The organism is Micromonospora sp. WMMD980, from assembly GCF_029626035.1.
In the GTDB taxonomy this organism is placed as follows: Bacteria; Actinomycetota; Actinomycetes; order Mycobacteriales; family Micromonosporaceae; genus Micromonospora.
In genome coordinates this window covers 1,958,593-1,971,990 of the sequence record NZ_JARUBE010000003.1, presented here as the reverse complement: position 1 = coordinate 1,971,990, position 13,398 = coordinate 1,958,593, and the positions used below count along the sequence as shown (strand labels likewise).

At 72.4% G+C, this 13,398-nt stretch carries 16 protein-coding genes; 1 reads left to right on the top strand and 15 read right to left on the bottom strand.

The genetic code is table 11. The features are described from left to right. Positions 1-4: 4 nt before the first annotated feature. The 15 genes from O7618_RS09570 to O7618_RS09500 form a co-directional block, all read right to left on the bottom strand. The gene (locus O7618_RS09570) at positions 5-850 is read right to left on the bottom strand and encodes an NAD-dependent protein deacetylase (RefSeq protein ID WP_278105658.1); all 846 of its coding nucleotides are present in this window, start codon (positions 848-850) and stop codon (positions 5-7) included. A 316-nt stretch (positions 851-1,166) separates the two neighbouring features. Beyond that, positions 1,167-1,844, bottom strand: coding sequence for a cell division protein DivIVA (locus O7618_RS09565; RefSeq protein ID WP_278105657.1), 678 nt, complete (start codon positions 1,842-1,844; stop codon positions 1,167-1,169). Next, on the bottom strand, positions 1,841-3,001 hold the full coding sequence (locus O7618_RS09560; protein ID WP_278105656.1) for a globin domain-containing protein: 1,161 nt from the start codon (positions 2,999-3,001) through the stop codon (positions 1,841-1,843). The genes O7618_RS09565 and O7618_RS09560 overlap by 4 nt, the downstream gene beginning before the upstream one ends. 2 nt (positions 3,002-3,003) lie before the next feature. Further along, positions 3,004-3,393 carry a group 1 truncated hemoglobin gene (locus tag O7618_RS09555; protein ID WP_278105655.1) on the bottom strand — a complete coding sequence of 130 codons (390 nt, stop codon included), beginning with the start codon at positions 3,391-3,393 and terminating at the stop codon, positions 3,004-3,006. 437 nt (positions 3,394-3,830) lie between these two features. Continuing rightward, the gene (locus tag O7618_RS09550) at positions 3,831-4,400 is read right to left on the bottom strand and encodes a MerR family transcriptional regulator (protein ID WP_278105654.1); all 570 of its coding nucleotides are present in this window, start codon (positions 4,398-4,400) and stop codon (positions 3,831-3,833) included. Positions 4,401-4,603: 203 nt separating this feature from the next. Beyond that, a complete protein-coding gene (locus O7618_RS09545; RefSeq protein ID WP_091056860.1) occupies positions 4,604-5,068 on the bottom strand; it encodes a bifunctional nuclease family protein in 465 nt (154 codons plus the stop codon). Between the two features lie 212 nt (positions 5,069-5,280). Next, positions 5,281-5,982: a MerR family transcriptional regulator gene (locus tag O7618_RS09540; RefSeq protein WP_278105653.1), complete on the bottom strand. Its 702-nt coding sequence runs from the start codon at positions 5,980-5,982 to the stop codon at positions 5,281-5,283. 50 nt (positions 5,983-6,032) lie between these two features. Beyond that, positions 6,033-6,485, bottom strand: a complete 453-nt coding sequence (locus O7618_RS09535) for an FHA domain-containing protein (protein WP_007071101.1) — start codon at positions 6,483-6,485, stop codon at positions 6,033-6,035. Positions 6,486-6,702: 217 nt separating this feature from the next. After that, positions 6,703-7,083: a glycine cleavage system protein GcvH gene (gene gcvH / locus O7618_RS09530; RefSeq protein WP_278105651.1), complete on the bottom strand. Its 381-nt coding sequence runs from the start codon at positions 7,081-7,083 to the stop codon at positions 6,703-6,705. Positions 7,084-7,137: 54 nt separating this feature from the next. Then, positions 7,138-8,070, bottom strand: coding sequence for a DUF881 domain-containing protein (locus O7618_RS09525; RefSeq protein ID WP_278105649.1), 933 nt, complete (start codon positions 8,068-8,070; stop codon positions 7,138-7,140). Between the two features lie 10 nt (positions 8,071-8,080). After that, the gene (locus O7618_RS09520) at positions 8,081-8,413 is read right to left on the bottom strand and encodes a small basic family protein (protein ID WP_007071104.1); all 333 of its coding nucleotides are present in this window, start codon (positions 8,411-8,413) and stop codon (positions 8,081-8,083) included. Further along, positions 8,410-9,363, bottom strand: a complete 954-nt coding sequence (locus O7618_RS09515; RefSeq protein WP_278105648.1) for a DUF881 domain-containing protein — start codon at positions 9,361-9,363, stop codon at positions 8,410-8,412. The genes O7618_RS09520 and O7618_RS09515 overlap by 4 nt, the downstream gene beginning before the upstream one ends. Next, the gene (locus O7618_RS09510) at positions 9,360-9,986 is read right to left on the bottom strand and encodes a CDP-alcohol phosphatidyltransferase family protein (protein WP_278105647.1); all 627 of its coding nucleotides are present in this window, start codon (positions 9,984-9,986) and stop codon (positions 9,360-9,362) included. Before O7618_RS09510 ends, O7618_RS09515 begins: the two co-directional genes overlap by 4 nt. 310 nt (positions 9,987-10,296) lie before the next feature. Then, entirely contained in the window at positions 10,297-10,767 is a 471-nt protein-coding gene (locus tag O7618_RS09505; protein ID WP_278105646.1) for a MarR family transcriptional regulator, read from the bottom strand. Between the two features lie 48 nt (positions 10,768-10,815). Beyond that, on the bottom strand, positions 10,816-12,003 hold the full coding sequence (locus tag O7618_RS09500; RefSeq protein WP_278105645.1) for a PP2C family protein-serine/threonine phosphatase: 1,188 nt from the start codon (positions 12,001-12,003) through the stop codon (positions 10,816-10,818). Positions 12,004-12,468: 465 nt separating this feature from the next. Here O7618_RS09500 and O7618_RS09495 point away from each other — a divergent pair, with 465 nt between their 5' ends. Beyond that, positions 12,469-13,350, top strand: coding sequence for a universal stress protein (locus O7618_RS09495; protein WP_278105644.1), 882 nt, complete (start codon positions 12,469-12,471; stop codon positions 13,348-13,350). Positions 13,351-13,398: the final 48 nt, after the last annotated feature.

Here is a 13,398-nt window from a genome sequence, read left to right as displayed (position 1 = left end):
TCGATCACGCCGGCGCGGACGCCGCCTCGGCCAGCCGGGCCGCCACCGCGCCCAGCGTGGCGCCCAGCGGCGCGTCCACCCGCAGCGCCGCGTAGCCGTCGCCGCGCGTCGCACCCTGGTTGACGATGCCCACCGGGATGCCGTGCTTCGCCGCGCGCAGCACGAACCGCCGGCCCGACATGACCGTCAACGACGAGCCGAGCACCAGCAGCGCCCGCGCCCCTTCGACCAGGGCGAAACAGTCCGCCACCCGGGCGGCGGGCACCGTCTCGCCGAAGAACACCACGTCCGGTTTCAGCATGCCCACGCCGCACACCGCGCAGTCGACGGTGCGGAACCCGGCCACCGCCTCGTCGGGCAGGTCCACGTCACCGTCGGGGTTGACGTGCGCCACCGCCGCGTCGAACTCCGGATTGGCCTCACTCAACCGACGGTGCAACTCCTTTCGGCCGGTGGCGTTGCCGCAGTCCAGGCACGTCACCTCATCGAGGCGCCCGTGCAACTCGATCACCCCGGTGGCGCCCGCGGCGGTGTGCAACCCGTCGACGTTCTGGGTGATGATCCCGCCGAGCAGACCGGCGTGCTGCAACCGGGCCACCGCCCGGTGCCCGTCGTTGGGCGCCGCCCGGGCGATCGTGCGCCACCCCAGGTGGCTGCGCGCCCAGTAGCGCCGCCGCGCCGCCGGCTCCCGGGTGAACGCCTGGTAGGTCATCGGGGTGTGCCGCCGCGCCGCGCCACTGGGACCCCGATAGTCCGGAATGCCCGACTCGGTGGACAGGCCGGCACCACTGAGCACCACCACGCCACCGCCGGCCACCAGCGCCGTCAACGCCTCCACCGCTTCACTCACCCCACCATGCTGCCTCGCCCACCCCCGCACCTCCCACCCCCACCCGCCGACCAGGAGGTCGACGGTGGCCCACGCGGGGGCGTCGCACCACCCAACCCCATGATCGACCCGACCGGTTCGCCCGGCGGGCCGAACGGCGCCGCGCTACGTTGACCGCAGGCGCGTCGTCATCGCCGGAGGCCACGGAAAGATCGCCAAACTGCTGGAGCGGGAACTCGCCGGACGCGGCGACACCCCCATCGCCGACGCCGTCGCCCGCCTGTAAGGAAGGGCCCCTTCTTAACGCTTGGCGTCGAGAAGGGGCCCCCTCTCACCCTCAGCGCTGGTGACGCGGCAACGCCGGCTGCGCCTCGCCGGCGCCCACCGGCGGGGCCTCCCGGGCGATGCGCTCCATGGTGCGGGCCAACTGCTCACTGCCGTCGTCGAGATGCCGCGCCGCGGCCCGCATGTGCGACATCATCATCTCCCCGAAGATCCGCAGCGCCTCCCGGGTGGCCACCGCGTCGTCGGCACCCTGACCGGCGGCGCTGCGATACTCCATCACCGCCCGCTCGGCCTCCTGCTTCGCCTCCTCCGCCGCCGCCCGCAGATAACTCTCGTACTGCGTGCGGGCGTACTCGGCGACCCGCCGGGCGTAGTCGTGGGCCTGCGCGATGATCTGCTCGGCCTCCCGCTGCGCCGCCGACAACAGGTTGACCTCCTTCGCCGCCGGCATCGCCGGCTTGTCCGCGCTCGGGATCACCCCGTGCCGGTGCAACTCCAGATGGTCGTTGAGCCGCTCGTTCTCCGCCCGCAGGTTCGCCACCTGCGCGGCCAGCAGATCCAGCTCGTCGGCCACCTGCAACCGGAACCGGTCCACATCGGCCTGCTCGTAGCCGCGGCGGGTGAACGCCGCCGACCCGAACTCCCACCGCCGCACCCGGTCCGAGGTCAGGCGCACCTGCACCGACCCGGACACCTGCTGCGCGTCGTAACCGCTGATCGGAGCCGTCATGAGATACCTCCGTCACCGGTGGTCGCGGTACGCCACGCCGGCCCGTACCAATGCTTGCCGAAACCCTCGTGATGCACCTGCGCCGGCTGGTAGCCGGCACCCGTCAACGCCGCCACCGACTGGCCCACCATCTCGTCGGACCCACACACGTACACGTGCCGCGACCGCCAGTCCCCGTCGGCCAGCACCCGGTCGACCACCCGCGTCACCTCATCCGGGCGCCGCGGATCCGAACCCGCCACGTACGACACCCGCAGCCACGGATGCGACGCCGCCAGCTTGTCGATCGCCTCGCTGTCGTAGAACTCCGTCCGCGACCGGGCCCCCACGTACAGGTCCACCCGACGCCCCGAACCCTCCGCCGCGACCTGCTCCACAAGCGCCTTCACCGGCGCCCAGCCGGTCCCGGCCGCCACCAGCAACAGATCCGACGACCCGGCCGGCCACAACGTCAACCGGTCCCCCACCGGCGCCGCCAGGTGGATCTGGTCACCCGCCGCGCACCCGTACACCAGCCGCGACGACACCGCACCACCCGGCGCCGCCCGCACGTGCAGCTCCACCGTGCCGTCCGGACGCGGCGCGTTCGCCGGCGAGTAGTACCGCCACGACCGCACCGCCGGATGCGACACCCCGATCGACTGCCCCGGCGTGAACGGCAACAGGTACTGCGGCCGCACCGTCACCACCGCCACGTCGAACGTGCGCCGCTCGTGCGCCAGGACCTCCGCCACCCACCACGGCGGCGAATGCGCCTCCGCCGCCTGCGCGGCCTCCGACATCACCCGCGCGACCAACCCGTACGCGGCCGCCCAGTCCGCGGCCAGCTCCTCGGTCCACGCCCCGCCGCTGAAGTGCCGCAACGTCTCCAACAGCGCCTCACCCACCGCCGGGTAGTGCTCCGCGCGCACCGCGAACTTACGGTGGTCGGCCCCGAGCTGCTGCAGGAACCCGACCAGCCGGTCCACCTGGTCCACGTGCGACACGACGTGCCCCAACGCGGACACCAACCGGTCCCGCTGCCCCGCCATGTCCGTCGGGAACATCTGCCGGGTGTCCGGATGCGCCAGGAACAACGTCGAATAGAAGTAGAGCGGCACCTGGTCGCCGTGCCCGGCCACCAGCGACCAACTCTGCTTGAGCCGAGCCGCGTCCACGCTCAGGCGTTCCCCGCCGACACGACCTGCTCCCGCACCTGACCGAGCACGACCTGCACGTCGGCGATCACGTCCGCCGGCACACCCAACTCGACGAGCGTCGCCGTCAGGTGCTCGCCGACCTTCGCGTAGTGCGCCCCCGGAATGTGCAACGGCTGGTGCGCCTCGGCCAGCCCCCGACCCGCGTACTCGTTCGGGCCGCCCAACACCACCGCCAGCATCAACGCCAGGTGTCGCCGCTGCTCGGCCATGTCCACCCCGGCGAAGTAGCCGGCCAGGTCGGCGTCCGCCAACACCTTGTCGTAGAACAACTCCACCGCGCCCTTCACCGCCGCCGCGCCGCCGATGCGCTCGTAGTGGGAGATCGGGGTGGTCTCGCTCGTCACCGTCATGCTCGGTCCTTCCGCCAAGGGGGTCCGCGGCAGCGCCGCGGCAAGGGCATCGCAGCCGACACGGCGTCACACACGGTGACGTCGACGCGCCGACGACCGAGACGGACCATAGCGCGCCCGCCGCCACAGTTCACGCGTGCCCTGACGGCGTCTCGACAACCCTCAATCACGGACCGTCAACGACACGACCCCGCTCGTGGGACGCGGCGCACACACCCGACCACACCCGGTCAACCCGACCCGCGAACCGTCTCTTTCGGACACTGCGTGGAAACCCACCGCTACCTGCGCACACCCGCCCCGCCGCGCACACCGCTCCCGCCCGCACCCCGAACCGGCCCCGGACCCCCCACACCGGTCACCGTCGGTCACCGAAACGACGAATCGCGTCGGGCCGGACGGCCACGACGCGATCCCGTGCACGAGACACCGAGCGATCAGCCGGCCCGCCGCCGCGCCCGACGCGCCGCCAACTCGTCCCCCACCGCGTCCGTCTCCGGCTCCTCCGCCGCCGGCACGCCCTGCTCCGGGCCCCCCACCGGCTCCGCCGGCAGATGCGACAACGAACCCTGGATCTCCTTGAACGCGCCACCGATCGCGATGCCGAACACCCCCTGGCCGCCCTGCAACAGGTCGACCACCTCCTCCGGCGACCGGCACTCGTACACCGTCGTCCCATCGGAGATCAACGTGATGCCCGCCAGATCATCCACCCCACGCGACCGCAACGCCTCGATCGCCTTACGGATGTTCTGCAACGACACCCCGGCGTCCAACAACCGCTTCACGACCTTCAACACCACCAGGTCGCGGAACGAATACAACCGGGACGTCCCCGACCCCGACGCGTCGCGCACACTCGGCACCACCAGCGCCGTCCGCGCCCAGTAGTCCAACTGCCGGTAACTGATGCCCACCGCCGAACACGCGGTCACCCCCCGGTAGCCCACCTCACCGTCAGCGGCCAGCTGTTCCCCACTCGGACCAGGATCCTGCGGCTCGTGCATCCGGACCAACCTCCCCGCCCGTGCGGCGCCACGTCGACTTCCCCGTACGCGCACCCCTCGACACGGCAACCCTAACGCCGCAGCGCCGACAACACCGGCAGGAGACACCCGACACGCCGCGCCACCGACAGCACACACGGCGGCCAGCCGTCACCACCGTGACAACCACCGCCGCGCACCCCGGCCCACCGGCCGGCCACCACTCAGCCCGCGAAGTCCTCCGGACGCACCTGGTCCAGGAACTCCCGGAACTTCTCCACCTCGTCCTCCTGCTCGTCCGGGATCACGATCCCCGCCTCGCTGAGGACCTGCTCCGCACAACGAATCGGCGCACCCACCCGCAACGCCAACGCGATCGAGTCACTCGGCCGAGCCGACACCCGCACCCCGTCACCCAGCAGCAGATCCGCGTAGAAGACGTTCTCCTTCAACTCGGTGATCTCCACCGCCCGCAACGGCGCCTGCACCGCCGCCAACACATCCCGCAGAAGATCATGCGTCAACGGCCGAGCCGGCTTGACCCCCTGCTGCTCGTAAGCGATCGCCGTCGCCTCGACCGCGCCGATCCAGATCGGCAGATAGCGGTCCCCCTCGACCTCCCGCAGCAGGACGATCGGCTGGTTGCTGGGCAACTCCACCCGAACTCCGACCACGCTCAGCTCGCGCACCGCCGCCTCCGTGTCGTCGTCACCTTCGCACCGCGCCTTCCCTGCACGGTACACGGACCAGGACACGCAAGTCCCACGCGCTACGTGCACCACGCCTCGACAGACGGGCTTACCCCGGCAAGCCTACGACACGCCCACGTCGACCGAACGGCGCGCGCCCTCGCACGACGAAGGGCCGGACACCACCCGGCGCCCGACCCCTCACCCACACCTCACCGACCCAACGTCGACCGCAGCCCCACCCGCACCAACGCCGCGTGCAACTGCTGCGACAACGCCATCAACTCCCGCGCCGTCTCCGCCGCCCGCGCCCGCGCCGCCGGATCACTCTGCCGCGCCAACGGGGCCACCAACTGCGCGAACAGACCGACCTCCCGATCCGCCGCCGACCGGTACGCCCGCAGGTGCCGCGGCTGGAACCCGTACGCCGCCAACCCCGCCACCGCACTCGCGATGATCAACGCATCCGCGTCGTACCACCCCGGCGGATCCGGCACCAGCACACCGAGCCGCTCCAACTCGACGAGCGTCGACTCGTCGAGCCCACTGCGCGACAGCAACTCCGACCGGCCCAACCGCACCTCGGACGACTCGACCGGCTCCACCGACTCCCGGCCCGGCACCTCGCCACCCGGACCGACCGCGACCAGATTCGGCCGCGACCGCCCCGCCGGCGCGCCCGACGAATCCCACTCCGCCAACTGCTCCCGGATCACCCGCAACGGCAGATATCGATCCCGCTGCGCGGTCAACACGAACCGCAACCGCGCCACGTCGTGGAAACCGTACTTCCGGTAGCCCGCAGGCGTCCGCTGCGGCTCCACCAGGCCCTCGGCCTCCAGGAACCGCAACTTCGAGATCGTCACGTCCGGAAACTCCGCCCGCAACTGCGCCAACACCTCGCCGATACTCATCAACGCAGGCGAGCGCGCCGCACCGGACGGCGTCGAAGCCGCAGGCTCGTTCACCCCCGGCCGGCCTCCTCCTCCGGGCGCGGACCGGCGATGAACACCACGCGGAACTTGCCGATCTGCACCTCGTCACCATTGCTCAGCGTCGCCGCCTCGACCCGCTCCCGGTTCACGTACGTGCCGTTCAGGCTGCCCACGTCCCGCACCGTGAACGTGCCACCGTCCCGGTGGAACTCCGCGTGCCGCCGCGACACCGTCACGTCGTCGAGGAAGATGTCACTGTCCGGGTGCCGTCCACTCGTCGTCACGTCGTGGTCCAACAGGAACCGGGCACCCGCGTTCGGGCCCCGGCGAACCACCAGCAACGCCATTCCCGGCGGCAACGAACCGGACATGCGGCTCGGCACCACATCGGTGTCCGGCCCCTCCAGCACTTCGTCGAGCGAACCGAGATTGAGCGTCGAAGTGACGTCGAGCGGGGGGAACTCGTCGTCTGGGCGCGTCATGGGACCACCTCACGGATCTGTTCGGTCGGCGTCGGGGAATGGCGGGTCTGGCCGCCGGGCAAACCGACACCCGGCGGCTGGCTCCCCGTGCCCGGGAAGGCGCATTCCGCAACGCTCAAACTATTGGTTCTCGGTCGACTGGGCGAGCCTAGCCAGCGCCGAAATGCAGGGCAACCGGACGCGCGGAACCAAGCCCGCCGCTCGGAACGACACGAACTCAGCTCTCGGTGAGCTCGCGGTACGCGTCAGCGGTCAACAGACCCTCGACCGCCGCCGGATCATCCGGAGTGATCTCCACCAACCACCCCGCACCGTACGGATCCGTGTTGATCACCTCAGGGGTGTCGGCCAACGCCTCGTTGCGCGCCGCCACCGTACCGCTCAACGGCGCGTAGATCTCCGACACGCTCTTCGTCGACTCGATCTCGCCCAGCGACTCTCCCGCCGCCACCACCGCACCGGAGTCCGGCAGCTGCACGAACACGATGTCACCCAGGGCGTCCTGCGCGAAGTGCGTGATACCGACGCGGACGACACCACCGTCACCACCGACCACCCACTCGTGCTCGGCGGTGTACCGCAGATCCTCAGGAATCACCAACTGCGTCCTTCGTCATCGGTGCACCGGAGAAACCGGCGCGGCCGCGACCGGTCAGGAAACCGGCCGGGCGTGGTCCAGCTTGATCGGCGCGTGCAGCTGCGAAACCTCCACAACCTCACGATCCTCGGTCGTCACGTTACCGCCGGCCCCCCGCACCGTGGAGACCACCCCGCCCGGAATGTTCAAGGCCGTACGCATCGTCGCCGGATCACCGATCACCAGGACCGTGTACGGACCACTCAACCGCCGCCCGTCCACCACCAGGTCCCCGTCCGAGCCGTCCACGAAATACGTCGACGCGATGATCCGCACCGCGGTGCCGTCCGCACCCCGGATCTGCATCGCCTCCGCGCCCGCACCCCGCAACTCCTGCACCGCGTCCAGGATCCGGATCGACGACGTCGCCTTCTCCGGCCCCCGGAACTCCACCTCCAGACCCGGGCCCACCGCCGGCAGCGTCCCCGCCAGGATGCCCAGCTCGTCCGCCCGCCGCGTCGCCTCCTCCAACGCCGCCTGCCGACCCTGCTCACCCGAGCGCAACTGCCGCTGGCTGTCCTCCAGCGCCTCGATGTCCTGCCGCAGACGCCGCTCCCGCGCATCCAGATCCGACGAGATCCGGACCAGGTCCTCCTCCCGCGTCGCCGCGAGCGTCGGATCCGTGGACGTCGTCTTCAGCTGCACCACCAACGTGAAGCCCAGCAAAGCCAGCAACACCGCGATCATCGCGCCGGCCGACGTCAACCGCCGCGACCCCGGCGCCCGCGTCTCCGACCCCGGCGGCGACCCGACCGCGCCGGGCTCCTCCGCCGGCGCCGGCACGTCCTCCCGCTCCACCGGCGGCTCACCCTCCGGCGCCAGCGGGCTCAACTCGTCCGGATCCGGCGCGTCCGGACGCGGATCCGGCTCACCCGCCGGACCCGACGGCCGTCCCGGCTCCGCCGGCTGCGGCCACCCGGTGCCCGTCTCCCTGTGCACCTCGCTCATCGCCACCAACCTACGCCCGGAACAGGTGCCGGCGGATCGCCGCGACGTTTCCGAAGATCCGCACGCCCAGCACGACCACCACACCCGTGGACAACTGACCACCCACGCCCAACTGGTCACCCAGGTACACGATCAGACCAGCCACCAGCACGTTCGAGATGAACGACACCACGAACTGCTTGTCGTCGAAGATCCGGTCCAGCTTCGCCCGCACCCCGCCGAACACCGCGTCCAACGCGGCCACCACCGCGATCGGCAGATACGGCTGCAACGCCGCCGGCACCGTGGGGTCCAGATACACCCCGAGCACCACACCGGCGAGCAACGCCAGCACCGCGATCATCGGCCACCTCCGGAAGGGCTGGGAGAACCCGAGCCGGACGGCCCGGGACTGGACGAACCGGCGACACCGGAACCCGACGGCGCAGGGCTCGGGCTCGCCGGAGGCCCGGCGTAGCGTAGCTGTGGCTCAGGAGCCGCCGGCAGGGTGAGGTCGTCGACCTCCTTCACCGCGAACGACAACCCCGCCGTCCGCGCCAGGTACCGCATCAACTCCGCCGCCCGGCTGTCGTCGAACCGGTCCCGCATCGACGACCCCGGCCCGATCGCCTGCACCTCGTACGGACTCGTCACCGGCCGGTAGTCCACCAGGATCGCCTCGCCCGCCTGCCGGATCGTCGACGTCGCCGTCAACCGCTGCCCGTTGACCGCCACGGCCTCCGCGCCCGCCGCCCACAGCGCGTTCGCCACCCTCTGCAGATCCGAGTACAACACCCGCGGCGGACCGTTCTTCTCCTCGCCCGTCACCGCGTCCTTGTCCTGCGGCGCGTCGGTCAACCGCACGACCACACCGTCCCCGCGCACCCGGCCCAGGCCCGTGCCGGCCTCCAGGTTGCGCAACCGGGACGCCTGCGAACCGCTCAACGCCGCGTCCCGCTGCCGGCCGACCTCCTCCCGCAACCGTTCCGCCCGTCCGGTCAACCGGTCGGTCTCCGCCTCGCGCTTCTTGATCTCGGCGATCAGCCCCGCCCGCGCCGTCGCGCGGCTCGGCTCCCCGGCCATCGTCTCCCGGTACGCCACCGCGAACAGGAACCCGATCACCGCCAGGACCAGCAGGCTCACCGGACGACCCAACACCTCGCGCATCCGCGACACCGGCCCCACCGCCCGCCGCGCCGCCGCGTCCCCGTAACCGGGATCGAGCGGATTGCGGAACAGCTCGGTCAGAAAGTCCGGCGCGTACACCCGCGCCGACGGGTCGCGCTCCCCGTCCTGGGGCGGCGTCGCCGTCACGCCGCCGCTCCCGCGCGCCGCGCCCGCATCACCCGGACCAGCCGGCGGGCCTGCACCACGTACATCGCGCCGGCGACCCAGTAGAGCACCAGGCCCCACCACGCCAGCCCCCATCCGATCGCCCCGGCGGCGGTGGCCACGCTCGGCGCGGCGGCGGCCAGCAGCAGGATCGGGAACGCCGCCAGCAGCAGGAACGTCGCGGTCTTGCCCACGTAGTGCACCGGCGGCGGGCCGTAGCCGTAGCGGCGCAGCACCCCCAGCGAGCCGAGCAGCAGCAGCTCACGGGCCAGCAACGCGGCGGTGAACTGCCAGGGCACCACGTCGCGGGCGGTGAACGCGAGCAGGGTGGCCAGGATGTAGAGCCGGTCGGCCAGCGGGTCCAGCAGCTCACCCAGCCGGCTCACCTGGCGCATCCGGCGGGCGATCCAGCCGTCCACCCAGTCGCTGGTGCCGCCGACGGCGAGCACCACGACGGCGATCACGTCGGCGTGGACCACCAGGAAGAGCCAGAGGAAGAGCGGCACGCCCAGCAACCGCACGAAGCTGATCAGGTTGGGCAGGGTGAGGACGCGATCGGCGGCCACCGTCGAACCATCCCCCGCCGGAGCCGGCCCACGCGACACCCTAACCCCCCCTCCGCAGCACGGTCCGGCAGCCGTACGAGCGGCCGCCGGAGGAACGTGCGCGTTGCCGGCCGGTCAGATGCCGGCGCCCTCTGCGATCCCGGGCTGGGACCTCCCCGATGCGGCCCATGATCTGCCTCGATCATGGGCCGGCCAGTTGCGCTGCCACTATATCGGGCTCCCCCGCCCGTTCCGTCCGCTGCGCTGCGTCGCTGCTCAGTGTCGTCACGGTGGGGACGGTCACAATCGCCAAGGCGTCCTAGGACACTAGCTGAATGGGCTCGACCGGTCACGGCGTACCGGGGGTCGGTCAGGCGGTGCGGGCAGTCGAGTCGGACCCGGTCTGCGGCGCCGTCATGGTCGCCGCCTGGCCGAACGCGAGCAGCGCCAGCAGCAGCTCGTGCTGGACCCGGTTGGGCATCCGGTCGAGCACGGCCTGCACCGCCCGATGCCGTCGCTCCTGCAGCTCACGCAGCAGCGACTCCGCCGCGCTCGTGGGCAGCAGGCGCACCTCGCGGCGGTCGCGCGGATCGGCCACCCGGCGCAGCAGCCCCACCGCCTCCAGCCGGTCGCAGAGTCGGCTCGCCGACGACGGCACCACGTCCAGCAGCTCGGCCAGCCGGTTCACGTTGGTGTCCGGGTGCGACATGATCAGCGACAGCACCCGCAACTGGGTGGGCGAGACACTGACGGTGTCGCGCGAGACGGCGGAGTCGAGCACACCGATGAGCGCCTCGGCAGCCGCCTCGACGGCCGCGGCAAGATTCGGAGGTCGCTCCACCCGCTGTCCCCTGCGATCGTCTCGCTCGTGTTCGCTCCGCCGCTCCGGTCACTGCCCGGTGACGTCGTCCGTCCGGCTGGAACCGCGCCAGTCCAGGCAGACGACGACCGCGTCGTCGCGGAGATCCGCGTCGGCATGGTACGCGTGCAGTTCGCGCATCACCGTACCAACTGCCTCGGTCGCCGGCTGCAGCCGAGTGGACCGCATCGCCCGTGCCATCGCCCGATTCCCGTAGGGCTCCTGCTCGTCGGGGTCCGCCGCGTACACCCCGTCGCTGACCACGAACAGCCGGTCCCCCGGTTCCAGGCCGAACTCCTGCACCGCGTAACGCGTCTCGGCGAACATGCCCAGCGGCAACTGCTGCTCGAGCGTGACCGGGGTGACCCGACCGCCACGCAGCCGCAGCACGTGCGGCGAGCCCGCGTCCACCGCCCGCACCACGCCCCGGCGGCCGTCCAGCTCCAGCAGCAGCGTGGCGACGTGCCGCTCGCCCCGGTGCTGGTAGAAGATCGTGTCGGAGGCCAGCTCCGCCTGCTCGACGAGGCTCCCGCCGGAGCGGCGCGCGTTGCGCATGGCGTTCACGGTCACCGCGGTGAGCAACGACGCGGACAGCCCGTTGCCGGCGCCGTTGAGCACCGTGACGGTGAGCCGGTCGCCGTCGACCGACCAGTCGAAGTGGTCGCCGCCCACCGTGTAGGCCGGTTCGAGCTGCCCGGCCAACAGCACGTCACCGTGCCGGACGCTGCGCCCGGGCAGCAGGTCCCACTGCATCTCCGCGGCCATGCTGAGCCGTTCCCGGCGGCGCGCCCGCCGGTAGCGGTCGGTCTCCCGGTCCGCCGCCCGGATCGCCATCGCCAGGTCGCCGGCGGCGTCCCGCGCGGCGGTCACGGTCTCCGCGTCCGGCGTCTCCGGCAGCTCCACCAGCAGCACGCCGAGCCGCTCCCCCCACACCGACAGCGGCAGGTAGGCCCGACAGCGTCCGTCGTCCGCCGTGTCCAGCACCGGCTGCTGGCTGCTGAAACAGCGCTGGGCCACGCCGTGGGAGCGGAGCGGGCCGCCATCCGGACGCTCCGGGTCCAGCAGCGGCCAGAGGCCGCTGGACCGGTAGTCGGCGACGAACACCTCCGCCCGTGCGGCGCCGAACGTCTGGCGGAGCACCGCTTCCGCGGTCTCCGCCAGCTGGTCGGGTGGCGCCGTGCGCAGGGCACGCGACACCGGTCCGGACGCCTCCGGCATGTGCTCATCCTCCGATGACGACTATTGCTACAGAGCAAACATCATACGGAGGACCACCGACACCGGACCGGGGGTGGCCGCCAGCTTGCCGGGCGCTGCGCCAACGCGCCGGGGAACGCGTCCGGCACCGGCTCCGGCTCGCCCACCGAGCGCCTCCGGCCCGAACCGCCCGGGCGCGCATCCGGAACGTCGGCCCCATCGGTCAGCCCGAGGAAGACCACCCCGACCGGTCGCCCCGGCCCGGCCCGGAGCGGGGCAGCAGGGTCGGGTCAAGGGTACCGAGGTCGGTGTGGAGCAGTGGTCGATCACGCGGGCGGTGCTCGGTGCGTCCGGCGTGGCCATCGACGAGGCCCCTCCCCTGGACGCCGACTTGCCAGCGTACCGAGCGGCCGACTCGACCGGTATCGGCCCGGCGGGGCCACGCCGGCCGCGATACTGGCGCCAGGGCGGCGACGGGAGGCACCGGTGAACTCGGCGAACGGCGCGGCCGTGGTGGTGGGCGTGGACGGCTCGGAGCCGGCGACCCGGGCGGTGCGCCTGGCGGCTCGCGAGGCCCGCCGCCGCAACCGCCCGCTGCGGGTGGTGCACGCCTTCATCTGGCCGCTGCTACGCGTCCCGGTGACGGCGCCCGCGCAGTCCCCACCGGGGGCCGGCCTGCGCAACCAGGCCGAACAGGTGGTCACCGACGCGGTCGCGACGGCCGAGGCGGAGTGCCCCGGGCTGCGGACCACCGGCGAGATCATCGACGGGGAGGCGGCGGCCGTGCTGCTCGGCGAATCCCCCACCGCCGCGCTCGTGGTGCTCGGCGACCGCGGTCTCGGTGGCTTCGCGGCGCTCGTGGTCGGCTCCGTCGCGGTGCAGGTCGCCTCGCACGCCGACTGTCCGGTGCTGGTCGCCCGCGGCCGCACCCGGGACGCCGGCCCGGTGGTGGTCGGGGTGGACGGCTCGCCACTGTCCCGCCACGCCGTCGAGTTCGCCGCCGCCACCGCGTCGTCGCGCGGCGCCCGCCTGCACGCCGTGCACGCCTACACCCATCCCACCTCGCAGGGGGCCGGCGACATGCAACCCCTGGTCTACGAGGAGGGCCGGTTGCGCGGCGAGGAGGACCGGGTGCTGGCCGAGACGCTGGCCGGCGTCGGGGAACGCTGGCCGGACGTGCCGGTGACCCGCGAGGTGGTGCACGCCCGGCCGGTGGCGGCGCTCACCGCGGCCTCCCGCGACGCCCAGCTGCTCGTGCTCGGCCGGCAGGGCCGGGGCGAGCTGACCGGGCTGCTGCTCGGCTCGGTGAGCCAGGCGCTGCTGCACCGCGCCGACTGCCCGGTCGCGGTGGTGCGCGCCCCCGACTGAACGGTTGTCCCAGCCCCGGGCGGGTAGACGGTGCCGACAGCCGAAGCG

Coding starts and splice junctions, on each gene's coding strand:
- O7618_RS09565 (WP_278105657.1), bottom strand. CDS start 1,844: ATGACGGCTCCGATCAGCGGTTACGACGCGCAGCAGGTGTCCGGGTCG.
- O7618_RS09555 (WP_278105655.1), bottom strand. CDS start 3,393: ATGACGGTGACGAGCGAGACCACCCCGATCTCCCACTACGAGCGCATC.
- O7618_RS09550 (WP_278105654.1), bottom strand. CDS start 4,400: ATGCACGAGCCGCAGGATCCTGGTCCGAGTGGGGAACAGCTGGCCGCT.
- O7618_RS09540 (WP_278105653.1), bottom strand. CDS start 5,982: ATGAGTATCGGCGAGGTGTTGGCGCAGTTGCGGGCGGAGTTTCCGGAC.
- O7618_RS09535 (WP_007071101.1), bottom strand. CDS start 6,485: ATGACGCGCCCAGACGACGAGTTCCCCCCGCTCGACGTCACTTCGACG.
- O7618_RS09525 (WP_278105649.1), bottom strand. CDS start 8,070: ATGAGCGAGGTGCACAGGGAGACGGGCACCGGGTGGCCGCAGCCGGCG.
- O7618_RS09520 (WP_007071104.1), bottom strand. CDS start 8,413: ATGATCGCGGTGCTGGCGTTGCTCGCCGGTGTGGTGCTCGGGGTGTAT.
- O7618_RS09500 (WP_278105645.1), bottom strand. CDS start 12,003: ATGCCGGAGGCGTCCGGACCGGTGTCGCGTGCCCTGCGCACGGCGCCA.